This window comes from Acidobacteriota bacterium (genome assembly GCA_038040445.1).
Lineage (GTDB): Bacteria > Acidobacteriota > Blastocatellia > UBA7656 > UBA7656 > Onstottus_A > Onstottus_A frigus.
In genome coordinates this window covers 36,847-62,517 of the sequence record JBBPIG010000029.1, presented here as the reverse complement: position 1 = coordinate 62,517, position 25,671 = coordinate 36,847, and the positions used below count along the sequence as shown (strand labels likewise).

At 52.2% G+C, this 25,671-nt stretch carries 15 protein-coding genes; 4 read left to right on the top strand and 11 right to left on the bottom strand.

Annotated features, from left to right (window positions below; genetic code table 11):
• Window positions 1–394 precede the first annotated feature (394 nt).
• Window positions 395–5,284 carry an SBBP repeat-containing protein gene (locus AABO57_24395; protein ID MEK6288871.1) on the top strand — a complete coding sequence of 1,630 codons (4,890 nt, stop codon included), beginning with the start codon at window positions 395–397 and terminating at the stop codon, window positions 5,282–5,284.
• Window positions 5,285–5,433: 149 nt separating this feature from the next.
• On the opposite strand, the gene AABO57_24390 is transcribed toward AABO57_24395, so the two are convergent.
• Window positions 5,434–5,955: a tetratricopeptide repeat protein gene (locus tag AABO57_24390; GenBank protein MEK6288870.1), complete on the bottom strand. Its 522-nt coding sequence runs from the start codon at window positions 5,953–5,955 to the stop codon at window positions 5,434–5,436.
• A 44-nt stretch (window positions 5,956–5,999) separates the two neighbouring features.
• Entirely contained in the window at window positions 6,000–6,155 is a 156-nt protein-coding gene (locus AABO57_24385; protein ID MEK6288869.1) for a hypothetical protein, read from the bottom strand.
• A 588-nt stretch (window positions 6,156–6,743) separates the two neighbouring features.
• Between AABO57_24385 and AABO57_24380 the strand changes: the two genes are divergently transcribed.
• Together AABO57_24380 and AABO57_24375 are read left to right on the top strand one after the other, a co-directional pair.
• On the top strand, window positions 6,744–8,924 hold the full coding sequence (locus tag AABO57_24380) for an exo-alpha-sialidase (GenBank protein ID MEK6288868.1): 2,181 nt from the start codon (window positions 6,744–6,746) through the stop codon (window positions 8,922–8,924).
• Window positions 8,925–8,989: 65 nt separating this feature from the next.
• A complete protein-coding gene (locus AABO57_24375) occupies window positions 8,990–10,678 on the top strand; it encodes an FG-GAP-like repeat-containing protein (GenBank protein ID MEK6288867.1) in 1,689 nt (562 codons plus the stop codon).
• Window positions 10,679–10,772: 94 nt separating this feature from the next.
• Here the strand turns inward: AABO57_24375 and AABO57_24370 are convergent, their stop codons facing one another.
• From AABO57_24370 to AABO57_24340, 7 genes are all read right to left on the bottom strand, one after another.
• Window positions 10,773–11,399, bottom strand: a complete 627-nt coding sequence (locus tag AABO57_24370; GenBank protein ID MEK6288866.1) for a class I SAM-dependent methyltransferase — start codon at window positions 11,397–11,399, stop codon at window positions 10,773–10,775.
• Between the two features lie 48 nt (window positions 11,400–11,447).
• A complete protein-coding gene (locus AABO57_24365) occupies window positions 11,448–12,557 on the bottom strand; it encodes a glycosyltransferase family 2 protein (GenBank protein ID MEK6288865.1) in 1,110 nt (369 codons plus the stop codon).
• A 45-nt stretch (window positions 12,558–12,602) separates the two neighbouring features.
• A complete protein-coding gene (locus AABO57_24360; protein ID MEK6288864.1) occupies window positions 12,603–13,604 on the bottom strand; it encodes a glycosyltransferase in 1,002 nt (333 codons plus the stop codon).
• Window positions 13,605–13,737: 133 nt separating this feature from the next.
• Complete coding sequence (locus AABO57_24355; protein MEK6288863.1) at window positions 13,738–15,081, bottom strand: glycosyltransferase family 39 protein; 1,344 nt, start codon at window positions 15,079–15,081, stop codon at window positions 13,738–13,740.
• A 98-nt stretch (window positions 15,082–15,179) separates the two neighbouring features.
• Window positions 15,180–15,680, bottom strand: a complete 501-nt coding sequence (locus AABO57_24350; GenBank protein ID MEK6288862.1) for a hypothetical protein — start codon at window positions 15,678–15,680, stop codon at window positions 15,180–15,182.
• Window positions 15,681–15,786: 106 nt separating this feature from the next.
• Window positions 15,787–16,569, bottom strand: coding sequence for a DUF1698 domain-containing protein (locus AABO57_24345; protein MEK6288861.1), 783 nt, complete (start codon window positions 16,567–16,569; stop codon window positions 15,787–15,789).
• Window positions 16,566–19,985 carry a glycosyltransferase gene (locus tag AABO57_24340; GenBank protein ID MEK6288860.1) on the bottom strand — a complete coding sequence of 1,140 codons (3,420 nt, stop codon included), beginning with the start codon at window positions 19,983–19,985 and terminating at the stop codon, window positions 16,566–16,568. The genes AABO57_24345 and AABO57_24340 overlap by 4 nt, the downstream gene beginning before the upstream one ends.
• A gap of 450 nt (window positions 19,986–20,435) precedes the next feature.
• On the opposite strand from AABO57_24340, the gene AABO57_24335 reads away from it, so the two are divergent.
• Window positions 20,436–20,837: a hypothetical protein gene (locus AABO57_24335; protein ID MEK6288859.1), complete on the top strand. Its 402-nt coding sequence runs from the start codon at window positions 20,436–20,438 to the stop codon at window positions 20,835–20,837.
• Window positions 20,838–21,091: 254 nt separating this feature from the next.
• On the opposite strand, the gene AABO57_24330 is transcribed toward AABO57_24335, so the two are convergent.
• Window positions 21,092–23,041 carry a hypothetical protein gene (locus AABO57_24330; GenBank protein MEK6288858.1) on the bottom strand — a complete coding sequence of 650 codons (1,950 nt, stop codon included), beginning with the start codon at window positions 23,039–23,041 and terminating at the stop codon, window positions 21,092–21,094.
• 169 nt (window positions 23,042–23,210) lie between these two features.
• The coding region (locus AABO57_24325) for a glycosyltransferase (protein MEK6288857.1) at window positions 23,211–25,671 on the bottom strand (2,461 nt) is incomplete at its 5' end.

The window sequence follows — 25,671 nt, the reverse complement described above, 5'->3', positions numbered from 1 at the left end:
AATAGAGGGCGTCATCCTTACGGGTGCTCGGCGAGATTGAGGCTGGCGAGAGTCCCCTTGACAGTCCTATTGACCTCGCATACGATGCACCGCTCTGGCCCTTCCCAGGGTATACTTTTCTGAAGGACGCAAATTGAATTGAACGTGATCCAGTTGTTTGGAGCGATCGCGAAAACTCGGCGACAGGTCTTTTTGTCAGTTTGGGGAAGGTCTGACGAGCTTGGAATCCTCTCACAGTAACTCTGGCCGCTCATTTTCAAGTTCGATAGAAGATGATCTGACAGGAGTCGCCGAGTCAAAACTTCTGCTTGCCGTAAATATCAGGCGGCACTTGTTTATTAGATAGGGAGCGGTTTGTGCCAAGGTACCAATGAACCGCCACCGTGGGGCACCAATGAAATACTCGAAAACCTGCGTCAAGGATTTGGCCGTCATAATTGCGGCGTCACTTAGTCTCACAACTTTCATCGCCTCGCCGGGCAGCCATCCGAGCGCGGCAGTGTTTGAACAGCATGCGGTGGAAGCAAGCCATTCGGGCCTGACCGACCCGCCGGATCTGCGCAACACGTCGCGCGGAGTCGAACTCAACCAAAAGGCTCAAATGAGGATCAACGAATCATATGCCAGACTGCCATTGGGGTTTGAACCCAACTATGGGCAGACCGATCCTCAGGTCAAATTTATGTCTCGCGGCAGCGGGGCTGCTCTTTTCTTAACCTCCCGGGAAGCTGTATTGGCCCTGGCGCAAAAAAAGCGTACGTCGCGTAGGTCTGCAACGAAGAACACAAGGGAACGAGGACACCGCGCGGCGGCGAGCGTGCTTCGGGTTAGGATGCTTGGCGCAAATCCCAAATCGAGCATCAAAGGAGTCGATCAACTACCCGGTTTTAGCAACTACCTGGTAGGAAAAGACACTAATAAATGGCGCCGCAACATACCTACTTATGCAAGGGCGCAGTATCAGGACATATATCCGGGAGTGGATCTCGTCTACTACGGCAACCATCGCCAACTCGAATATGATTTTGCGGTAGCTCCCGGGGCCGATCCGAAACTTATCAAGATGGCGTTTGAAGGCGCTCTGAGGATTTGGGTGGACGCCAAAGGCGATTTGGTGTTGCACACGGCGAGCGCCGATATTAGTATGCACAAGCCATCGGTCTATCAAGAAATAGACGGAATAAGGCAGGCCATCGCGGGTCGTTACGCGCTCAAGGGTAAACATCAAGTCGGCTTTGAAATTGCTGAATACGACAGGAGTAAGGCTTTAGTAATCGACCCTGTGCTTAGCTACTCTACATTCCTGGGCGGCAACAGCACGGACGATGGTAGGGCCATCGCCGTGGATTCCGGCGGCAACGCCTATGTGACAGGCAGGACCTTCTCATTCAACTTTCCAACGACAATAGATGCCTTTAGCACGACATATAGAAACGGTAGTGATGTATTCGTAACAAAAATGAATGCTGATGGAACAGCGCTCATCTATTCGACATATCTAGGCGGGGCTTCGGATGATAATGGCAATAGCATCGCCGTGGATTCTACAGGCAATGCCTTTGTCACAGGCTTTACGAGTTCGAGCGACTACCCGACGACGCCCGGCGCTTTCCAGGTTGCGTTGAGCAGTTCATTCGCCAATGATGCCTTCGTCACCAAGCTCAATAGCACAGGCACAGCTCTGGTCTATTCTACATATCTTGGAGGATCGGGCGGCGACCAGGGGAATAGCATTGCTATAGATCCATCCGGCAACGCTTTTATTGCTGGCCTCACGAATTCGACCACCTTTCCGACAACTGCCGGCGCTTACCAGACTAGTCTTAACGGATTCAGCAGTGATGCCTTTGTCACCAAGCTTAACAGCGCCGGCACGGCTCTCGCTTATTCTACATATCTCGGGGGATCAAACTCCGATGGGGCCAACGGCATCGCTATAGATACATCCGGTAACGCTGTAGTCGCGGGCGTTACTTTTTCGACTAACTTCCCCGTAAGTGTGGGCGCTTACCAGGCCACGTTCGGTGGCTCCTCTGATAGTTTCATTACGAGGATCAACAACACAGGCACGGCTCTGCTTTATTCTACATACCTCGGCGGCAGCGGTGATGAGACCGGCTTCAGCATCGCTCAGACAGCTTCAGGCGAGGTTTACATAACGGGGTCTACGACCTCGAGCAGTTTCCCGACAACGACCGGCGTGGTGCGCGTTGGTAATGGGGGAGCGGCAAAGACGACCAACAGCGGAGCCAGTTGGAGGGCAATTAACACCGGCCTAACTAACTGGACAATCACCTCGCTGGCTGTCGATCCTTCGAATCCAACAACTGTTTTTGCAGGCACAGCAGGCAGCGGCATTTTCAAAAGCACGAACGGAGGCGATAACTGGAGCGCCATCAACTCTGGCTTGACTGACCTCCAAATCAGGACCGTCACGGTTGATTCCGCGAGCTCATCACTCCTTTATCTCGGCACCACCAATCGCGGCGTTTTCCGGAGCACAAATGGCGGGAGCACATGGAAAGCCATAAACACTGGCGAGAACGGCATGACCGTAAATGCTTTGAATATCGATCCTGCGAATCACTCCGTTATCTATGCAGGCACAGACCAGGGTGTCTTTAAGACCACCAATGGCGGCGCCAGTTGGACGAGCGCCAATGTCGGTCTGAATCAGGGCCTTTTTATCAATGTGCTGGCCATAGATCCTACTACCACGTCCAACATTTACGTGGGCCTCAGTTTCGGCGGCGTTTACAAGAGCACGAACGGCGGCAGTAACTGGAACGTCACCGGTTTGACCAATACCAATATTACAAGCCTGGTTATCGACCCATTAATCCCTTCTACTTTATATGCAGCCACAGATAATGGTGCGCTTAAGAGCACTGATGGCGGCACGACTTGGAGCGGCATCAACACGGGCCTCACTAACAGATCTGTGAATGTTCTGGTTATTTCCCCGGCGGACTCATCCACCATCTATGCCGGTACAGGAAACGGTGTGTTCAAATCTACCAACGGCGGAAGCGCGTGGAGCCCCGTGAACAATGGTTTGGCCGGTGCGTTTGTCAACACACTCGCTATCGATCCTATCAATGCGACTATTATTTATTCCGGCGCCGCCGCCGGCAGCACCGACGCCTTCGTCACAAAGTTAAATGCGGCAGGCACAGCGCTGGTTTACTCAACACTTCTCGGAGGAAGCTCTTTTGACGCGGCCTCTGCGATCGCCATTGATAGTTCGGGCAATGCCTACGTGACAGGTCAGACCAGCTCGGGTAACTTTCCTACAACGGCTGGCGTCTTCCAGACCATCAGCAGCTTTAGTACTGATGCATTCATAACAAAGCTGAATGCGGACGCAACGGCTTTCGTTTACTCCACATATCTCGGTGGCTCTAGCTTCGATCAAGGGCTCGGCATCGCTGTCGACTCGCCCGGTAGCGCCTACGTCACTGGAACGACTCAGTCACAGAATTTTCCGGCAACCCCCGAAGTCTTCCAAGACGGTTTAGTTGGTTTCAGCCCCGATGCGTTCATCACTAAACTCGTCGTCACGCCGAGTCTCGCGTCTAACCTTACGATCACTATGACTGCGCCAGACTCGGGCGTAGCAGGCTCGAATATTAGCTATAACATTACGGTCACTAACATGGGCCCTGAGCCGGCTTCATCAGTCATAGTGAGCGACGACCTTCCGTCATCGACAATATTCAATTTCTGTAGTTCGTCATTTGGTTCCTGCAACCATGCCGGTAACAATGTTACCTTTACTTTCAACTCCCTGGATGTTGACGCATCCGTGAACATGACGATCGGTGCGATAGTTAGCTGTTCAATTCCTAGCAGTGTGATGATCACCAATACTGCCACAGTAGAGTCTTCGGCCACTGATCCCGATACCAGCGATAACTCTGCGATGGCGACAACTACTGCTACCAATCCGGCGACAACTCTATCTCCAATGAGTCAATCGTTCTCCTCCGCCAGTAGCAGCGGCAACGTGTTCGTGAATAGGGGAGCCAATTGCGCGTGGACGTCTACCAGCAACGCTAGTTGGATCACCATCACTTTCAGTTCCAACTGCTGCAATGGGTCGGTATTCTACAATGTAGCAGCTAATACGGGAGTGATGCGTACAGGTACTATGACCATCGCCGGTCAAACCTTCACAGTGATTCAGGCAGGGGTTTGTACCGCGAGTATCTCGCCGACCAGCGCGGGCTACGGTAGCGGCGGCGGAGTGGGCGCGACCAATGTAACAGCGCCGACTGGATGCACTTGGACAGCCTCAAGCAATGATAGCTGGATCACCATATCATCTGGCAACAGCGGCAGCGGCAACGGCACGGTAGCCTATATGGTCGCGCCCAATACAGGAAGCACGCGCACGGGAACTATGAGTGTTGCCAACCAGACTTTCACCGTAACACAGAAGGGCATTTTCGGCAGCAATCTCTTCGACTTCGACGGCGATACAAAAACCGATTTAGCAGTGTGGAGACCGTCCGATGGCTTCTGGTACATCATTAACAGCTCGACTGGGGGAGGCAGGTTCCAGGGCTGGGGCGTGAGCACCGATAAGCTCGTCCCCGCCGATTACGACGGAGACGGCAAAACCGATCTTGCTGTATGGCGTCCGTCGGAAGGAAATTGGTACATCATAAACAGCTCGAATGGTACTGCAAGGGTCCAAAACTGGGGGCTCAGCGGCGACGTGCCTGTTCCTGCGGATTACGATGGAGACGGCAAAGCTGATCTCGCGGTATGGAGACCGTCCGATGGGTTCTGGTACATCATCAACAGTTCTACAGGAGGAGGCAGATCCCAGGGCTGGGGTGTGAGCACCGATAAGGTTGTTCCTGCAGACCACGATGGAGATGGCAAGACTGATTTAGCGATATGGCGACCTTCAGATGGCAATTGGTGGATCATCAATAGCTCAAACGGCAGTGTCAGAGTCTTTAGCTGGGGACTGAACGGAGATAAGCCTGTTCCAGGAGATTATGATGGCGATGGCAAGGCAGACCTTGCCGTATGGCGGCCATCGGATGGATTCTGGTACATCATCAACAGCTCTACAGGAGGAGTAAGATTCCAGGGCTGGGGCGTGAGCACCGATAAGCTTGTACCTGGAGACTACGATGGAGATGGCAAGACTGACCTGGCAATATGGCGACCATCAGATGGAAACTGGTGGATCATAAACAGCTCGAATGGTTCTGTCCGGACCCAGCAGTGGGGTCTGAGCTCAGATAAACCCGTGCCAGCATCTGAGTGATCAAAGCACCAAACGGTTCTCGGAACGGTTCAACGTCGAGAGAACCGACGTGCTGATGGAGTGATTTCGGGAATGATGTCAACACATTCCCTTCGATCACAAAACCTTGAGACCATGGCTGCATCGTCGCGCGCGGCCCTGCGATTGGTTCAGTAGTGTCCAGCGGCTCGCAAAAGGTTACTCTTCTTTAGCACCTCGATCCTCTTACGAATCGTTTCCAGCCGCGGTGCGTCAGGCTCATCTCGAATGAGTGTTTGCCATTCGGCCATTACCTCTTCGTAAAGTGGTGTTGTTTCATATCGGGGTTGTAATTCATCAGGGCACCTTTCGCGAGCATCCCTTAACTCGTCGATAGTGCGAAGCAACTTAAGGAGTGCCTTCTGTGTGTTGCCTGACTGGGTCAGCGCGCGGCACCGCCGCACCACCTCTTCAGGAGGGCGGTCTGGCACACACTGGTCCTCACTGGCGCGCTTGAGCAAAGCGCCGGCTTCGCGCGATGTGGGGTTAAGACTTAGAGCGATCTCGGCCTGCTCGCGCGCTAGCTCCCGCTCCCCTTCAGCAAGATAAGCTTCACCCAGGAGCCAGCGTGCGGCATAATAGTTTGGGTCCCATTCCACCGCTTCCGACGCAAACCTCTTCAACTTCGGAATATCGCCCGAAGTCAAAGCCACATATGCTAAGAGCTCAAGGCTTGAGTCAGGGGCGAAGGTGTGGGTCAGCGAGAGGCGTGCGTGTCTGTATGCGAGCTCGAGTGCTCTGGCTCGCGCAACTCTTCGTGCTGCGCCCAGGTCTTCAGGATCGGCATCAAGCCCTTCTTCGAGATGATCAGCGCAAACAGCAAGACTTCGTGCAAAGATGAAGTCGTAGGCATGCGTTGGATCTGCGCTTTTGGTCGCGTGGGTTCCATGGTACACGACCGCATCCAGCTCCCCTGAGCTAGCAGGGTCAGATGCGCGCATAATATGTGAGTCTGCAGCCAAAAGGGACACTGAATACCACGAAGCGAGAATAACTGATGCCGCGCTCACAGCGAATGTCAAACGAGCGGTCAGGTATCCAGTCCAGGAAGCGGCTCGCCTGCCTATCGAGTCTTTCTTGTTTGCCATATTGCGGCCACTGGGTGGCGGCACGGAGCCGCGTTTGATTCGGGAGCCGCTGTCCTGCCCTTTTCCGGTCCCAGACCGCTCCCCCTCACCGTTGTGTGAGTCCGCTACGTTGGAAGCGGCCCGAGCGAAAGCGAGGAAGGCAAAAAAATAGAGTCCGGTTGGGATCTGATCGAAAATGAAAAAGTTGTGTACTGCGACGCCCGCCATCGACGCAATGAGCCCCGTTAACAGGAATTTGATGGCTCGATCGGTGGTCTTGCGTCCGGTTGCGAATTGCAGCTCTGTAGTCCTCGTTGATGACAATCGCAGGTGGGCGTGATTATCGGCACCGCCCTCCGTGGAGGCTTTTGCTAATGAAACATTTATCTCGCCAACTGGTGCTCGCTTTAATACTGATCATATCAGGGGCTTTGCTCGCACTAATAGGTCGAAGCATCCCTGGCGCGTCGGCACAAGTGGATGACGAGTATAGATGGTTGTACGACAACGACGAGCTGTTCAACCAGCTTTCGGGCGCTGCAAGAAGCGGCTTGGAGGTCAAGTTTGGTAAGAAAGTGAATCTCAAGGACACCAAGAACAAACCACTCCGTCCAAAGACCCAGGGTTCAAAAAAGATAGTTGGGAACTCTGGGGTGACCGAAGCGCCCGGGACGCCGGTGGGGAATGACCCACTTTCCCCGCTCGGGAATACTTTGGTGAACGACCCAAACGCGGACGTGACCTCTCAAGACACTCAGAGCGAGACCGCATTGGTGATTGGGTCCGGCTCGAATGTGATCGCGGCATTTAATGATTCTGGCTCCTTCTTGGGCGCGGCTAGAAAGTTCACTGGCTACTCGCGATCAACCGATGGCGCGGCGACATGGACCGATAAGGGAAGTCTCCCTAGTGGCTCAGACGGTGACGTGGGAGATCCAAATCTTGCGCGAAGCAACTCGACCGCCACTATATTTCTGTCGACTCTGTCCTTCAACACACGGCAGAACTTACTGATCTTTCGCTCGACGGACGACGGGGCGACTTTCCAACCGCCGGTCAATGCCGCGCCCGGGTTTTCTGCCGGCGTCGATTTCCAGGACAAAGAATGGCTGGCGGTAGATAACTTCCCAGGACCTGGGCAAGGAAATGTATACGCGGCGTGGCGCAACTTCTCGAATACCGCCCAACGGAATGGCATCACGTTTACCCGTTCCACCGACGACGGGCTGTCTTGGGGTCCGACCGGCGGCACTCTGATAGATAGCTTGGGCCAGGGCACGTTTCTTACGGTCGGGCCGGACCACGCGGTGTACCTATTCTGGTGGAATGCCAATAGCAGCCCCTTCCGAATCACGATGCGTAAATCCACTGACCAAGGCGCGACGTTCGGACCAATTACAGCCGTAGCGACCCTGTTGGGCGTTGGCGGAAACGGAGATCTGGGGCTGAATGGCGGCTTCCGCACCAACTCCTTTCCCCAAGCTGCGGTAAACCCGGTAAATGGGAATCTATACGTGGTCTACAATGACCGCACAACTGGGTCGGATCGTGCGAATATCTTGTTCGCCCAGTCAACCGATGGCGGCTCGACGTGGAGCGGGCCAGTTACAGTCAATACCGACGGAACGATAAACGATCAGTACATGCCGGCTTTGGCGCTAACACCGGACGGCGCCTCATTGTGCATTACTTTCTATGATCGGCGACGCGATCCTTTTAACTCTCAGATCGACAGGTTCGGAGTCATTGGCAGTATTTCAGGTTCGGCAATTACTTTCGGACCTAATTTCCTGATCACCAACCAATCCTTCCCAGTGGTGCGTGGAGTAGATCCAGCGGTGAACACAACCTACATGGGCGACTACGACATGATGGCAGCAGACAGCAACTTCTTCTACACGACGTGGGGGGATAATCGAGACCAGAGCATAGCTGCGCCATCGCGCAAGAACGCAAACGTCCGCTCGGCCAAGATACCGATAGTAGGACCGGGTGCTATCCTTACACTAGCCGGGACTGGGCTGCCGACTGGGGGCAACGGAAACGGTGTAATCGACAGGAACGAATGCAACAACCTGAATTTTACTCTTAGGAACTTCGGGTCGAGCCCTGCTACCGGAGTCTCGGCAACCCTATCGACTACGACCCCCGGCGTCAGCGTTTCACAGGCGCTGTCTGCCTACCCGGACATCGCCGTCAATGCAAAGGACACAAATACAACCCCATTTCAGCTGAGCACCTCGCCTAGTTTCCCATGTGGAAGTACGATCGCTTTGACACTGACGGTAACGACCGTCAGCGGCGGGACCTCCATAATCCCGTTCCAAATGGCGACGGGCTCGCCCAGCGGGCCGGTAAGGATCAACAACAATACCACTCTGCCGATCCCCGATCTGTCTACAGTTGAATCACCAGTGACAGTCTCGGGGGTAGCCAGCGCCATCTCTCAGCTTACCGTGTCGTTGTTCATTACTCACACTTTTGACCATGACCTGATCAATGGTGGAAAGTGTCGCCCCCTGGTTCGCAGCAGAACGACGGCTGTGACCAAGTGAACTGCAACGGGCACCCTGATAACTTTGGGAATGAGGAGTACTTTGGAATCGTTGCTCTCGACCCTATGAATGTGAATCGCCTGCCACGTATGCTCTACAACACATTAACAAACGCCTTCGCGCCGGCCTATCAACCGCCCATTGCTCAAACGGCAATATTTCGGGCCACTTCAGCAGGATGCGCCGTCCCATCCACATCGTGTGGGTTCGCCAAGTTTTTTAAGAGTAACGGTGAATTCTATTCCGCGTCGGGCGGTGGGGGCGGAGGACGCGGATTTAATGTAGTCGTGATTGATCCGTGCACAGGTGCCTTCCTGCATCCACCGCAAAATTTCGATACCTGGGGTACCCGTACCACGGGCACAGCGATGACTAATCTAACCAATTTCTTAGATGGCCTATCAAATGGAGGCCTCGTGATGCTGGCAGTCGGAGATGAAGCGGGCTTGACGCAAGATAACTCCTGTACGCACTTCTCTTTTCCGTGGATTGAGCCTTTTTATCAAGCGCTAGAAGCATTGGGAAGTACGCAGATTCGCAATTACTGCTTTCGTAATTCCTGGGCGATCGTCGCGGTTAAGGGTGAAGGCGTGGCGCGTAGCGAGCAGTTGGCCAACGCAGTAGACGTTTCCGCACAGACGATGCTGTCGCTTCAGTCGGCAATCTCTCCGGCGAGTCGGGCTTTTGCATCTAGCGCAGGCAGCGGCACCATCAGCGTGACTGTGCCAAATGAATGCAATTGGACAGCAGTAGCAAATAACGATTTTATCACCATCAACTCCGGCAGCGGCGGCATTGGCAACGGAATAGTCACCTACTTTCTGGAGGCCAACACAGGTCCTGTTCGCACAGGGACAATGACCGTCGCCGGCCACGTGTTCACGGTGACACAGGCGCAGGCAGGAGCATCTGGCGGGAGAACACCATTCGAATTTGACGGTGACACAAAGACCGAACTAGCCGTTTGGCGACCATCGGATGGATTCTGGTACATCATCAATAGTTCCACCGGTGGAGGTAGGTTCCAGGGCTGGGGCCTCAGCACCGATAAGCTCGTTCCGGCGGATTATGACGGAGATGGCAAGACTGACTTGGCTATATGGAGGCCGTCAGACGGCAATTGGTGGATCATCAATAGCTCCGACGGCTCGGTCAGAATTCAGAACTGGGGCCTCAATGGAGATGTACCCGTCCCAGCAGATTACGACGGAGACGGCAAAGCTGATCTCGCGGTATGGAGACCGTCCGATGGGTTCTGGTACATCATCAACAGTTCTACAGGAGGAGGAAGACTCCAAGGTTGGGGTGTGAGCACCGATAAGGTTGTTCCAGGAGACTACGATGGAGACGGCAAGGCTGATCTGGCGATATGGCGACCTTCGGATGGCAACTGGTGGATAATCAACAGCTCAAATGGATCTGTGAGAATTCAGAACTGGGGCATCAATGGCGATGTGCCGGCGCCAGGAGATTATGACGGAGACGGGAAGACAGACCTGGCTGTTTGGCGACCCTCGGATGGATTCTGGTACATCATCAACAGCTCCACGGGAGGGGGCAGACTCCAGGGCTGGGGCGTGAGCACAGATGAGCTTGTGCCGGGAGACTACGACGGCGATGGCAAGACTGACCTGGCAATATGGAGACCATCAGATGGAAACTGGTGGATCATCAATAGCTCGAATGGCTCGGTCAAAATCCAGAACTGGGGAATCAACGGCGATGTGCCCGTGCCTTCAGTTTTCATACGATGACCTTGCGTCGTAGCCCAAGCAACTGCAACTCTCAATCTTCCTAATGGTGATGATCTCGGCGTAAGCTCATGCCCGGCTTCGGTTCCGATGAGTGTTAACTTTTTTCACTAACAGACACGAACTCGTTATGCCTGAACAGGCGCCCAAAGATTCTCGGAAACGGAAAAGAGTATTCCTTTACCGGTATCAAACCGGCCTCGCGACCAATTCTCCTTAGAGTCTCAAAGTCCATAAATTCAATGTGCGTCGGATCTGTGCGATAACCGGCTTCCTGCGGCGCAATAAGGATGACCCTTCCTCTTGGCTTCAATAGGTAGAGATAATCGCTTAACAGCTCTAGAGCTTCTTGCTCGGTCATATGTTCCACGACATGCGCCAATAGAATTGAGTCAAAACTATCAGGGACGTTGAACGGTGAAGCTTCAAACTCCTTAGGGGTGAATGCGCTGAGACCGTGCGATTTTGCTATTTCGACGAAATCCGAGTTGTGGTCTATTCCGACTCCATTTCCTCTCAGGTTGATCAGGTTTCTGCCAAGGCCACACCCAACATCCAGTGTAAAGCCAAGGTTGAGACGTCGAAGGTTCCAGCGATACGGAGCCTGCACGTCCAAAACTTTCTTCCACCGCGCCAACTGCACCGCTACGAGTCGGGCAGTATATTTCCCGTCTCGAGTATTCAGAGTCTCAGCCTGTTTCGTATCGCGCAGCTTTGCTTTCATGAACCTCGTTCGGATGTGTACTTCGAGAACGAACCAGCAACAAAGTGCTCATTCGACCTTTCCCCAATCGTTGACAGCCTCTTTAGGAAGGCCGCCGGCCGGCTGCCGACGTGAATCGCCGCGCTCACGCCCTAAAATCAGAAACTGATCTACAGCATACAACCAACGCAGCGTCCTCAAGAGTTTCCAGTCAGATATAACGCGCACGGATTCGGCCAGCCGCCGCCGTTCTTTGATCTGCGACCACTGCCGGAAGGCCCACCGATACGATGCGAATTTCGCTCGCGTAAATTCCCATCCTCGCAAAAGGCAGTAGCCCCATAAGAGAGATTCGGTGATCAGAAAGATCGGCGACAGGAGAATCAAGCTTGACCAGTGCAAATAGGCTAGCAGCATCGCCCAACGGTTGCGCTCGAGTAAGTGCAGCTTTCCAGGGTACATCGTAAGAAAGTAATCGTGATAGACCACCGATTCCGGAACGCAATAGAGATCAAATCCCATAAGCCGCAATAGCCAGGACAGATTCACGTCTTCATGATAGAGGAAGCCGGTCGTATCCATTCCGCCCATTCTCTCGAGCACTGTGCGACGAATGAGAAAGGCGCCGCCTTGGATTCCAGACACGCGAAAGGGTGTGTGCCCGATGTCCTCAACGGGTCTGCCAAGCCAACGATTAAAGCCAAGACCGGTAACGTGAATGTCCTGTCCGACCGCATTTATGCGCTTGCCATCTGCTAGAGCTATGAGCGGGTTCACTGCTCCCACCTCTGGGCGCTGTTTGAGGAACGCGACCAGCGGCGCTAGCCAGCCGGCCTTCACCGTCATATCCATGTTCAACACGGCAATGAATTCCCCATGCGCCGAGCCGAGCGCAAAGTTTACACCACCAGCGTATCCGAGATTTCTATCGCTCCAAAGCAGATTTACTTCCGAATGAAGCGATGCCAGGTGGTCTAAAACTTCTCGGCTATCATCGGTCGAACCATTGTCTACAACAATGATTTGTTGCGTCGGATACGTGTCGGCGATCAGTGAATCCAGACAACTGGCCAGGCGCTCCGCACCATTGTAATTTACTACTATTACCGAGACCGGCGTCGGGTCTGCGCGGCGCGAGTATGTTTCTTTGTTGTCATCTGTGAGTACGCTGTTGGGCATTTCAAGCATTTGAACAATTGAAAACCTGCCGTCTGATTCTATAGCTTAACTTGCTTTTCTCTTAGCCCTGCGCTCCTGACGCAGGTCTTCGGCAACTGTTCCAAGCTGAAACTCCAATTCCTGGAAGCGCCGACTGATTGTGTGCAAGATCAAGCCTACACAAACGGACAGGACACCGGTCAATACCAGGCCCACTGCCAGCACAGCGGATGGTATGCGATGCACATATCCGCTCTCGTAATAGTCTACGAAGACCCAGATGCCGGGTACGAGGCTCAACGCCATTAATAGAAGCCCCAACCCACCGAAGAACATGAGAGGCCTGTAGTCACGGAATAGCGTCATAATAGTGCGTAGTATCCACAGGCTGTCCTGCACCATTCGGATTTTTGAATGGCTACCCTCTGGACGAGGGCTCAAATTCACAGGCAGCTCGACAATCGAAAACCCGCGCTGAAGAGCTTTTATCGTCACCTCGGTTTCGGTCTCGAAGCCGCCGCCGAACAGCGCCAGGCTACGCACCAATCGCAGGCTAAAGACGCGGTAACCTGACAGCAGGTCAGTCAGCCGAACTCCGAACATTGAGTTTAACAATAGGAGAAAAATATGATTCCCCAGACGATTTAGAAAGCGAAACTGACTGCTCGATCCTTTATGCAGGCGGGAGCCAATGACCATATCGGCTTCGCCTCGCCTGATCGGTTCGATTAAGATGTTTACGACATTTGCGGGATAAGTGCCATCACCGTCGACCATCACGTAAATGTCCGCCTCAACTTTTTGAAACATAGCCTGCACTACATAGCCTTTGCCCTGCCGTTTCTCGTAATGAACTGTCGCGCCCGCGCGAAGAGCTTCCTCGACTGTGCGATCAGAAGAGTTGTTATCGAAGACATAAATATTTGCGTAAGGCAGCTGCGCCCGGAACTGATGGACAACATCAGCGATGGTTAACTCCTCCTGGTAGCAGGGTATGAGCACGGCGATATTTGGCTGGCCGGGAGTATTCTCGCCCGGAACGGTTGCAATCTCGCTCAATGCGTTCATAAGGCTTCTTTGATATTCCCAGGAGCAATAAGGCTAAACATTGTGCAATCTCGGCGGGAGTCTGACCAGAACCGGTAAGCTTGTAACATCACCGCCTCATCAGACTAAGGCCCTGCCCTTCTTCCCGTGTAATTCATGGCGGGCAGAATTCTGCTGCCCGACTCTCATTTTCCGCCACAGCTTGTTCAATAGTGCGTGCGATCAGAAAGTAAACGAATATGAGGCTCGGCCAGAGTTGCAAAAGCAGCCGACTCAGAGAAGTGCCTAATTGCCAGGAAATATCAAAAGGCGTCACCACAAATGTCAAAGCGTATGCCAATATCATTAAGCCTACCGTGATTAGCGAGGCGAGAGTGCTTAACTTTTCCCTTTGCTCAATCCTTATTCCTGAGAGCAGGATATAGAAAATCAAGAGAAGCGGGATGCTAACAGCCCAGCCGCCGAAATCCGTCATCTGCCTTGCGAAGGCATTCCACACCTGCAAGTGTCTGGAAACATCCATCAGTTTGTGCAATGTTGTTTCCAACCCTTGAGAAATCAAATAGTTTCGCGGGGCGAGCCGCGTTTTGAAATAAATTAAGATTATCAATGTTGGCGCAACCCCCAAGCCAAACGCAAGCATTTGCCGGAGATAGAATTTCAACCCATTGACCCGAGCGATGGTGATAAATCGACTGATTGCTATTGCCGCTATGAATATGAGTCCTTCATTCTTGGTCCAGGCAGAAAGTCCCGCTGTGATTCCTGCCAGAACAAGCAAGTTGTTATTGTTCTTTGACAACTTGTCTTGCAGAGTCAGCAGTACGAGAGTCGCTAAAAAGAAGAAACCAACGGGAACATCCGCATACTGAGACGCTCCATGCGTAATGAGAAAAGGAGTGCCTACTAAGATGAGGCCTGCCAAATAGGCCTGGCTTTTACCCCGAAGAACATACAGTGAGGAAACTGTTAAGCCTACGGTAGCAAGAGTAAAGAGCATGGATAGCAGGACCGGTATAAGCACGGTGTCGTTACCTATGGAAGTCCAAAGCCCGGCTATCGTTCCGGGAATGAGCAAAGGATAATCCGGGCGTGATTTTTCCAGAAGGCCAGAAAAAGCGGTCGTCCATTGGTCGCCGCCTCTGAACAGAAATCTTGCTCGCAGATTCCAAATTGCCCATGCGTCCCAATCTCCATGCGGCTTCTTGATTGAGGTGAATGTGAAGGAAGCAAGACCGAAAGCGAGCGCAGCAAAAAATAGTATTGCAAGTATCCGGTGAAACTTGGGCTTTGGAAACGAGTCGCTCGATATTTCCAGAGCGGGAAAGTGGTTTAGCTTTCGGATTCTGTAGATCAGTATCGCAGCCATTAGAATGAGCAATGCAATCAACGAAGGGATAAGTCCGCTGCTCGCTGGGCCAAAGATCAACAGCCAGATGAAAAAGAAGCACGAGAAAACTCCAAGCCCAATTCCTATAGCAAAGAAAATCTTAATCACTAGATGCGACGTTAGCGACCTTTGATTCGGCCAGAACAAGAGAACGAGAATTAGGCCCATTAACAGAGGTACGAGAAGCGAGAATAAAATTGGAGCCATCATTTCGAGTCGACCGTGAATAGTTTTATGCCGTTGCCGAAGTCCCCACGCTGAGTCAACCTCATAGTTGTTAGTTTGTTGACATCGACGGTTCTATTGGCGAAGTTGCCTATGACAAACTGATGTGGTTGAGTTGGGTCGACGATGAGAGGTGAAAGCGTATATTGCGTCAAATAGAACTCGGCGCCGTCGGGTTGAGCATCACTCACATAACCAACAACGCCCTGCGTGGACAACGTAGCTTTAACACCTACGAAGCGTTGCTCGTACAGAGTTACACCGTCACGACCTTGAAGACTGGACTTCAGATCAAACTCCTTTCGATTAGCCGTGAATAGCTCCCAGCTTGAAAGCAAAGAAAAGAAAGCTAGAACTAATACTCCCACTTTTACTCGCGATGGATAATCAAACTTGAGACTGATGGGCGTGAGGCGCTTGATATTTCGCACAAGGACATTCGTCTGCCCGGAGTAATCTTTTTTCAACGTGGTAAATTCCATTTCGGCCTTCTCAGCAAGCGCTCGTATCCATGAGGCGCCAGTAAACGGCCAGTTGACTAAGCCAGGGAGTTAAGTCTCGCTTCTAATCAAGGACCATTAGCTTGTTTCAGCACCACGGTGCCTTAGTCTGATCGGGGGCCTGACCAAGTGCTTGTGTCGGAGACTCGGAACGGACGACTATGCTTATCTTTGGGTCAGTCGAGATGGTTTCAATATTCTGAAAGCCTGCATGAGCCACCATCGCCCTGACGCACTCCGCATTCGGCGTCCAGAAAACTGTCGGATCCCACATTGGATTTTCAGGCGGCCCGCTCTTTAGTCCAAAAGGATGAAACTTAGCCAGAGGAATCTCAGTTTGGCCAGGTACTTCATAAGTCATCGTTTGCAACAACATCGTGCCGGTGCAAACAGTCAATATTCTTTCGAGAGCCATAATAGGGTTTCGCAGATGGTATAGCACGCCATAGAAACAGACCATATCAAAAGTGCCAAATGCCCTTGGGTTCAGATCATAGACGCTGCACAGGAATGCAACCGCTTTTGACCGTAAAGCGCTCCTACAGATGTTGAACCTGCGAACAGAGTCTGGAAAAGAGTCGATAGCGACGACTTCTCTGGCTCCTCGGCGCTCCGCTTCAAACGAAAAGAAGCCCTCGGCGCACCCGACGTCTAGCACGCGCATTCCGGTCATATCGTCGGGCAAACCGTAATGCGGCAACTTATCCACCTTTGGATCCGACCATCCGGGAGTAACCAGATCAGGAGCAAGCTCAATTCGATGAAACCAGTATCCTTCGTTTTCAATCTGGGATCTAAGCCACTCTCTAAAGGAGATGGAGCTTGATGCAGGGCTCTCCTCATTTGAGTAATCGATGTTTTCTGCCGTCACTTTACCTCCATAACTCTCCCGTGCTCTCTAGCAGATGACTGAAGTATATCGGCCAGACTCTTCTTCATCGCGCCGGGGGAGCAATGTTGCTTTATGTATTTCCTCTCAGCCTGTTGGATTGAATGCCACAAGGTCTCATCCTTGTAAAGCCGAATGACTTTGGCGATGATCTCATCATCGCTATTTCCAACCAGCGCTTCTCGCCCATCCTGTATATTCAGTCCTGAAGCTGCCAAAGGCGATACAACCGACGGAATCCCGTAGCTCATCGCTTCTGTAAGTTTGTAGTTAATCCCCGCGCCGAAGCGAAGCGGCACAACAAAAAGGCGGCACTTCTGGTAATACTCACTCAGGTCTTCTACAAAGCCGGTCACCATGACGTATTGAGACGCGAGTGCTTGTATGACTTCGGAGGGCTCGGAGCCCACGATTATGAAACGAACATCAGACAATTCTTGTCGGATTTTCGGGAACAGGTTGTTGGCAAAGTGAAGAACCGCATCTGTATTCGGCGGATGCCCGTGCGTGAACCCGCCGACGAACAGCAAGTCTCGCCTTTCTGAAAAACTGGTCGCCGGTATTTGCAAATCGTGGGTGTGACCCCATACTACGACTCTGCTATCGGGACTCTCGCTTAGTATACTTTCCCGCTCCGCGTCTGAGACCGAAATAATCGTATCAGCCTCGCTGAGAACATCGATCTCGCGCCTGGTCAGTCTTTTCTTTTCCGCCTCAGAGAGGTCGCGTCCTTCTATCTGGGCCCTTAGGATCTCTCGTTTTGAGAATAGCGCCTCGGCGTCGTAGATGAGCCTGGCTTTTGGGAACGCTTGTCGGGCAAGTTTTAGGAATCTCTCTCCATTGTGCGGTCTGCTGATAATCACGATATCGTACAGTCCTGTTCTGGCCCGTAAGAGCTCTTCTATGCTGAAGCTATTCCCGTAGAATAGCTCAATGCCCATCTGCTGCAATTGTTCCGTGCTCGGCTGCCAGGCGGCACGAGAGGCCGTAGGAACGAAGGTCACCACATACCCTAGTTGTGAGAGATACTCCAGCATCTTATTGTCGCGCGGGAATCCTGAGCCGAGGTATGGAGCAGGAATCTGATCGTTGATTACCAGAACGCGCTTGCCTTCACGTTTGTCACGCCCGCGCAGCACGTTCCCATGGGGAACATGCCGTTGAAGCCTCACCGCCCACTTCTTTTTAAACTCAGGATAGTTCTTCTCACAAAGCGCCGTGGCCCGTTCCATAGAGTGACTGCCAAACTCGTAATGAATAATGGCCGCCTGCGGTTGATAAACGACTTTGTGGCCGAGCTTCCTTATGCCCATGCACAAATCTGAATCTTCGTAATAAGCTGGGACATAGCGCTCGTCAAAGCCGCCCAGCTTCCGAAAATCGCCCGCGCGAACGAGCAGGTAAGCCCCTGAGACGTAGTCTACTTCGCGGACGTAACAGTATTCAGGTTTAGATGGATCATCGCCGCGCCCATATCCCAGCGCCGAACCATCTTGCCAGATTATCGATCCGGCCTCCTGCAAAGTTCCGTCCGGTCGAACGAGCCGCCCTCCGACTGCACCGCATTGCGGGTAGCGCCCCACGGTTTCAACGAGAGCCGAAAGCCATCGTGGGGTAACCATTACATCATTGTTTAGAAACAGGATGTAATGCCCTCTGGCGAGTTGCGCTGCTTTGTTGCAGCTTTTGATGAAACCTGAATTCTTGTCATTCCTGACCGCATGCACGTTTACGAGTTTCGCCATTAATTGTGGGATGCCATCGCTCGAACAGTCGTCAACAATGATTATCTCAAACGGGGTATCAGTATAAGCAAGTATGGTCTCCAAACACTGGAAGAGGTATTCAGCTTTGTTGAAGGTCGATATTAGGATGCTGACCAGCGGCTCTGGGAACTGCGGGAACACAAGCTGAGATCCAGGCTGAGATAAGAACAACTTCAGCTTTTGTTTCAGCAACGACTCCATCAGCGTACGGGATGTAGAGACCGCCTCTTGCGGCTTGCTTCGAAGAAGCGAGTCGCCGATCGACGCACCTTCGGCAGGCATTTGCTCTAGAATAGAAGGCTGAGACGACTGCAGCTTATGATCAAACTCTTTCGGCATGAGATTCAGGAACCTGTAAATCGGCAACAGGTATCGATATTTGATCGGCCCATACAAGCTGAGTAATCGCCAGCCCAATGAGCTCTTAATTCTTTCAACTTCGGTTACTCTCTCTACCAGTCGGGCCGAAACTATCTGTGCTGCTCGCTCAGTGGCGGCTAACCGAGAAGCTAATGCTCGAAGTTCTGTCTCTTTTACTTCGAAGCCCGACGCTAGCTCTCGCCGCTGCCGCTCTTTCGCGTTCAACTGATTCGATAGCCCCTCCACCTTCAATCTCAGATCAGAGGCGACGGCCTTCCCATCGCTTTTACTTTGCTCCTTTACCCTGAGTTGAGAGATCAGCGTCCTTATATGTTGTTGTTTATCTGCCAATTGTGCTTCTAAGCATTTGACATCCCGCTTGTCCAGCGTCACTGTCTCTGCGAGCCTGCCTGAGGTATTTTCCTGCAAACATAAAGCAGGCGAAGACCACTCTTCAAAAAGCACGTGAAGCATCATATCGAGCAACTGCAGGCAGAATAGCTTGTCGGCTTCTGTCGCCTTTGGCTCAGGGCAGAGCTTTTCGCGTAGACCGCTTATGTCGCGTGTTCGAGATGCGATGATTACCTTACGATAACTCGGCTCACAATTATCCGCTCTGTAAAAGGTCGAGTTGTAGTAGGCATTGGTACGCTCGTTCAATTCCGCGTTTGGAAATCGCCGTTGTAATAATAAGAAAGCAGAAATCGCGACAAGCCATCGATAAAGATAGCCATTCGGTAATATGGCGGTCTGAAATCCTTGCTTGCGCAAGAAGTCTTCCGTTTTCGCCAAATCAGGAAGTCCATATCTGTGGTGCTTTTCTCTGAAGTTGTGACCTTCCCCATAACCTGCCCATGTCAAAGACTGAAAGAGATCTTCCGCCTGAACCACCTCCGAGTCATCAAATGGTGAGCATACTATGAGCGTTTCATTTGATACTCGCGCAAGCTCCGTGAGAAACCGCTCGCGCTCAACCGGAGGAACGTCCCTTAATGCGTCCGATGACACCACGACATCAAAGCTAGCGCTGGAAAACGGGAGGGGTGTGCCGCTGCCATATGGCTGCAATTCACCTTTATTTGCGACTGCCGCAATAATTACATCGTCATTGGGTAAGAATCGCGCCAGAAGCCCTGCCGAGTCCCCGACATCAAGCACACCTAGAGACGACCGCCAACGAAGTAAGTCGATTGACTCCTGAATGATACGATTGCGCTGATAATTATCGACCGAGAGTCCCAGAACGCCCCTACAGCCCACGGCTACCTCCACTAACAAAAATTACTTTTGTAGAAGTGAAACCTAACCGGACCCCGAAATACTAACACAGACGTCTCCAAGAATTTTATAAGATTAGCCTTGTTGGAATGATCAGTCAATACGCCCGCTTTAGCTCCTATTCATACAAGCGAGATTTAAGCAACCATCGTTTCTTTCACGAGGAAATTCCACATACAAATTCACGGTAGTAGAAAGCCGCCAGGCAAGCATAGCCAGTATAAAACGTCAGCAAAAATGCCTACAAGCAAGAGCTATTCTTACCGGGCATCACTCGGTTGAAATCTCACCGACTAATAAGCGCGCTAGACAAAACACAGTTGGATGAGTACAATACCGCTTCTTCAGTTCCACCCTTACGCTTGAAGTATGAGAGCAAGTCTACTGCGCAAAGGAGCACATAACGTGATGAGGGTTCACTTGGTACGACTATGCATTGGAGTCATGCTTTTCTCGCTCAGCGTATCGCTGCTTGCCTGTTCCGGTAATCAGCCGACCCGCGATGCGAGTCAAACGACTCCCTCGGCGCCGCCAGCTTATGAAGGCTACCTCGACATTGCTAATTGCGATGCCATTATCGCCTGGGGCTGGGATATGAACCACCCTAACGAGCCGATCAAACTTGATATTTATGACGGTAACCTTTTGGTAAGCACGGTGACGGCAGATACCTTCCGGCAGGATCTGCTGGACGTGGGCAAGGGCAATGGCAAGCACGCAATATTTTGGGCTATTCCGCCTCAGATGAAAGATGGCAAGAAGCATGTGATTACAGTCAAATTCCCGGGAACGAGCGTTGAACTGGGGACCGCGCCCAAGGAAATCACCTGCAACTTCGAACAGTAAACATTTACTGGAGCTACTGGAGCTACTAATTCAAGATGGTCAAAGTGAATCGGTCGCTTCAATACCTGCAGCTTCTTGAGCGATGATTGCTCAATTGTCTTCGTTAACTGATTAGAGCATCAAGTCAGTGAATCAAAGTATCTTCAGTCTTGGGTATAAGGGGCGGGGCGACTCCCTCCGAAAAGGCAGAACTCGTGTGCCATTGCTGTACGTAGGCCTTCCGATATCGAGCCGCCCCAATTGAAGGAAACTTCCTACGTAAATGGTTTGCGACGAAATACCCAAGTCACGTTGTCGGCATATACGAGCTGATAATCCGGCCAAAACGGATTCACGACCGGGTTTTGTTTGGGTATGTTCAACTCCGGGGCTTTGTAATAAACGAATATCCACGTGACATGCTGATAGTCCAGCCACTGCGTCCACAACTGATCGTTAGGCCAACGGAAACTGGGTTTCCTATTTTGGAATAGCGTTCCCCTTAAATCTATGACTCGCTGATGAAAGTAGTAATTCAGCCAACTAGCGCTTAATACGCAGACCGTATCGTTATTATCTGCATGCGCATTCACATACTTGACGCCAAGGTAGCCGTTTAGCTGAATAAGGAAGTCTTCTCGGGCATCTGGCGTCGCCGGCGGCAACCCTTTACCTTTGACTTCTGCATATACTCCCCGACCGCTCCACAGGAGAATAAGAATGCTCGCAGTCACCCAAGCGGCGTTATGAAAAGCAGGAGATTTGCGAATTCTTTCCAAAAGCCATTGAAGGCTTTCGCACAACGCGAGGCCCGCAAGCGGCAAGGCCGGCAGCCAATACCTCAATAGCGGAGCTTGAAGGAACCAGAAAACTGTGTAGGCGAGCGCCCATAAAGTCCACCAGCGAACGGAACGGTTGAACAATGCTACTATCCAGGCCAGCGGCCAGATCATGATAAGCGGGAATAGACTCTGATGGAGTTCTGCATTAAACCGCTCGGGGTAACGTATCCAGTCAACAGACAGTGTCATGAAGTTTTGAATTGTCGCTTGTTTAACACCGGATTTCAGCAACTCATTTGCGCCACTGACGACCCAGGGGGCACCCCAAATGCCTGTGCTGTATTGCGCGAATGCAGGCCAGAAGGGATTGCCGGTGTGGTAGGCAATAAACCCATACCAGGGAATCAGTATGAGAAGACCTAGTGTCCAGCCAAGCACAAGCGACTTCCAGGTAAATCGAGATTCGACCTGCCCCGCATCCTCGGACTCTTGTCCGGCGCTTCTGCGACTGAAACGCTTGAAGGAAGGCCTCATTAGCACCCACAAGCCCAGCGGAAATGCGATACCAACAAAAAAGAGTCCCGGCAGCTTGACACCTGCACACATGGCCAGCAGCGCCATGCCCAGATACCACCAAAAAGCATCTCGACTATCACGGAACACGCGCAGTGCGTAGACGCCCAGAAATGCAAAGCAGGTGATGGCAATGTCCACATAGGCCGCTTCCCCAAGCAAGCGAACCAGCGGATGAGCAACCCAGAAGGCAGCGGCAGCAAACCCTAATGCGGGTTGATTCCGACGCTTGCCCCATGCATAGAGTCCTAAAGCAGTCAGCATCAAGAAAGTATGTTCCACCATCTGAGCCAGCACGTCATCTTTCAGGGCAAACGCCCATGTAAACAACATATGGTTTAATGCGGGCAACAGCGGTTGTTGTATCCCCGGCACTACAACAGGCCCATGTTGAGCCAGGAATTCACGGACTATGATCAGGTGATGTGATATTGAATCCCAATGAACGGGAGGATATTGACTGGTCACCAGCAAGAGGACCCAATAACCCAGCGCAAGAAATATCAACAAGGCCATAGCTGCATTGCGCAGGCTCCAGAGATGCTTCGACTTCCAAACATTCAAGAGTCGTTTCCATTGCTCGATTGCAAGCCACTGCTTATTTGAGTATGAGAAGTTCCAAACCGTAGCCATTGCGCCTGATAACGTCAAACCCCAGATAACTGATCGATAGAGCATTCCGAAGAGGCCGATGATAAAAAGCACGTTAGCACATAAGCCCAGACCTGCGGCGATAGTAAACACCAAACGCTCCGCCAGGTTCTGAAAGCGATATTTGCCGAGAAATAAGTTTCCGATGCCCCAAGCGCACAAAAGCATCAGCGCCCATGCGCCGAGATGGACGATTGCCCACAGAGGAAAATCAATCATCTTCGTGACTAAACCTTAATAGCAAACAATGGCGTTAATGTTCTGCGAACCAATGGGTGACCGGACCATTGAGCTGCTCTCCCGTAAACTCTATTCAGGTGTTCTGCTCACTTCTTGTTTTCCGATGCGAGCTCGCCCCGATGGTCGTTGCGGGCAGAGCGGTTCATCATTACTTCTTAGTTGCCATCTCAAGAGCGGGCGAAGATGCGATGAGGGATTCAAACCTCAGCGGCGCGTGCTTGTGCGGTATCCACTTAACGTTCCATTTGGTTTCATAGCGACGCCGATTGCTGTCGAACAGCTCCTTGTAATCACCGCTCTCGATTAACTTCTTGAACGCAGCCTGGCCGAAGTGATGAACATAAACATCACGCGCGCACATCACTCGGTAGCCCTTCGCTTTCATGCGTTGCGCGTAGTCATCATCCTCGAACATCCCTATCCCGAACTGCTCATCGAGCGGGCCGATCTCTTCGTACACTTCCCTTCTGACTCCTACGCAGAACATCGCCAGCATACGGATGTCTGCTATTTGCCCGTTGTGCTCCCAGGTCTGCTCTCTGGCGAACGCTTCCAACTCGGACCAGGTGCGATAGGACACTTCAATCTTTGCCTCGTTGCCGACGAAGTTTGTCACAGGGCCGACCATCCCGACTTCCTTATGCTCCAGGTGTCTCAGCAATCGGCTCAACCATCCAGGCGGCACAATCGTGTCATTGTTCAGCAGAACTATGTACTCACCGGTGCTTCGCGCGATACCCTGATTGTTAGCCCGCGCAAAGCCGTTGTTTTGTGAGTTCAGTATGACATTGATGTTCGGATGCTGCGCGACCAGATATCGCAGATATGCCGGAGTGCCATCGATCGAGTCGTTGTCTACTACTATTACTTCGTAATTGGGATACTCGGTGTTGCGTATGATGCTTTCGAGGCACAACTTGTTGAGCGCCAGGTTATTGTACGTGACGACGATGATGCTTGCGCGCGGCGTAACATTGGCAAGCGCAGCGTCGATTTGTTTGTAGCGCTTCTTCCATGTGTGTTGTCGGGCAAAACGGCGCCGGCGGGCGATCAACTGCGGATCATTCTCCGCAATCGCTCTGTCGAGTTGAAAAATGAAATCATTCCCGTCTTCGGCTATGTACAGATAATCGTGAAGGAGCTCAAGTTCGGGCAGCCTGACAGTGACCACTGGTTTCCCGGCGCTAAAGTACTCATACACTTTTACTGGATCTGTAGCTTCGGTAATTGGATTGATCTTGAAAGGAACTATGCAAGCATCGAAATGATATAGATACTGAGGCATCGACTCATAAGGCTGCTGGCCGAGAATGCGCACATTGGGCAGGGTCTTTAGCTCTGTCACGTTCACATCGAGCGCGCCGCTTAGCAGCACGAACGTGTAATCGGGCCGCCGGCGAGCCGCTTCAGTCATGAGCTCGATGTCAAACCAATCGGAAATCGCGCCACAATAACCTATAACCGGATGCTTGATCTCCGCCAGTATGGTGTTGGGGCGACAATGTTCAGCATAGAAATCCCAATCGACAGCGTTGCGGGCCAGCACCATCGGCCGCTCGTATTTCTGCCATTTCTCATATAAAAGCTGGCTCGTGACCACAAGCAAATCGCAGTGGCCCACTAGCTCCAATTCCATATCGAGAAGGCCGCGCTTGATTCCAGGGAAGTTTTCCCATTCATCCATGCAGTCGTAAATCACGCGCCAGTTCCAAAGCTCCTTTGCCTCAAGCGCCGCGCCTCCCCAGGAAGCGATCATCACGTATGCTATCGCCTCGTCAATGTAAAAGGTGCGGCGCAACTCGTCGAGCGACGCCAGCAACGCCTCCCGGTTCTGACCCTCTATCACTTCGCCGTACACGTCAGGCGGGCTATCGACCGCCAGTTGCACCTCGAAGACGTTCTCTTTTATCTTGCTCACCCGAACCCGAGGAGTCGCGCCGGACGGCCGGAAGCGAGATGTGCTTACATAAAACACCCTATGCCCATGTGCGGCGAACTGCGAAATTATTTGCTGCGGGCGCTGATAGCGGAACTCCCAGTCAATTATCGAAAAGCAGATCACATCAGAACGATGAAGGGGCGCTTCCGGGCACGGCGTGTCTAGAATGATAGGTATCTCTTCTTGACGCAGATGAGGAAGCAGGGTCAGCGACGGGTAAGGATCAAGCCGTTTTTCTCGCTCCTGTTCAACTCGCTCCAACACAACCGACAGCACCGGGTCTGCCGCCAAATCCTGCTCTCCTAGCTCAACTGCCGGTGCTGGCTCCAATTGGCTTTGGTCGTTCCTGTCAGGTTGTGTTGTGGCTGTTTGCGAGTGTCCGGCTTCCTTTGATCGATCGGGCGAAAGGCCGAGCAAGCGATAAACTGGCAGCAGATAGGGGTATTTGATACGACCGTAGTAACTCAGCAAACGCCAGCCCAGCGAGTTGACTATCTTCGCCAACTGCGCCTCTACGGTTGCCAGTCGGAATGAGAGCATCTGTTTGTCTTGCTCTTTCTTGGTTAGCCGTTCTCGTAGCACCTCATAAGAGATCGCCAGCCGCTCGTTCTTCTTTTGGGAGTCAGCCAACTTCTCTTGGGAGTCAGCCAACTTCTCTTGGGAGTCAGCC

Bases quoted from the DNA above. Each gene is read 5' to 3' on its own strand.
- AABO57_24395 (MEK6288871.1), top strand. From the start codon at position 395: ATGAAATACTCGAAAACCTGCGTCAAGGATTTGGCCGTCATAATTGCG.
- AABO57_24385 (MEK6288869.1), bottom strand. From the start codon at position 6,155: ATGCCTACGACTTCATCTTTGCACGAAGTCTTGCTGTTTGCGCTGATC.
- AABO57_24380 (MEK6288868.1), top strand. From the start codon at position 6,744: ATGAAACATTTATCTCGCCAACTGGTGCTCGCTTTAATACTGATCATA.
- AABO57_24375 (MEK6288867.1), top strand. From the start codon at position 8,990: ATGAATGTGAATCGCCTGCCACGTATGCTCTACAACACATTAACAAAC.
- AABO57_24370 (MEK6288866.1), bottom strand. From the start codon at position 11,399: ATGAAAGCAAAGCTGCGCGATACGAAACAGGCTGAGACTCTGAATACT.
- AABO57_24365 (MEK6288865.1), bottom strand. From the start codon at position 12,557: ATGCCCAACAGCGTACTCACAGATGACAACAAAGAAACATACTCGCGC.
- AABO57_24360 (MEK6288864.1), bottom strand. From the start codon at position 13,604: ATGAACGCATTGAGCGAGATTGCAACCGTTCCGGGCGAGAATACTCCC.
- AABO57_24350 (MEK6288862.1), bottom strand. From the start codon at position 15,680: ATGGAATTTACCACGTTGAAAAAAGATTACTCCGGGCAGACGAATGTC.
- AABO57_24335 (MEK6288859.1), top strand. From the start codon at position 20,436: ATGCTTTTCTCGCTCAGCGTATCGCTGCTTGCCTGTTCCGGTAATCAG.
- AABO57_24330 (MEK6288858.1), bottom strand. From the start codon at position 23,041: ATGATTGATTTTCCTCTGTGGGCAATCGTCCATCTCGGCGCATGGGCG.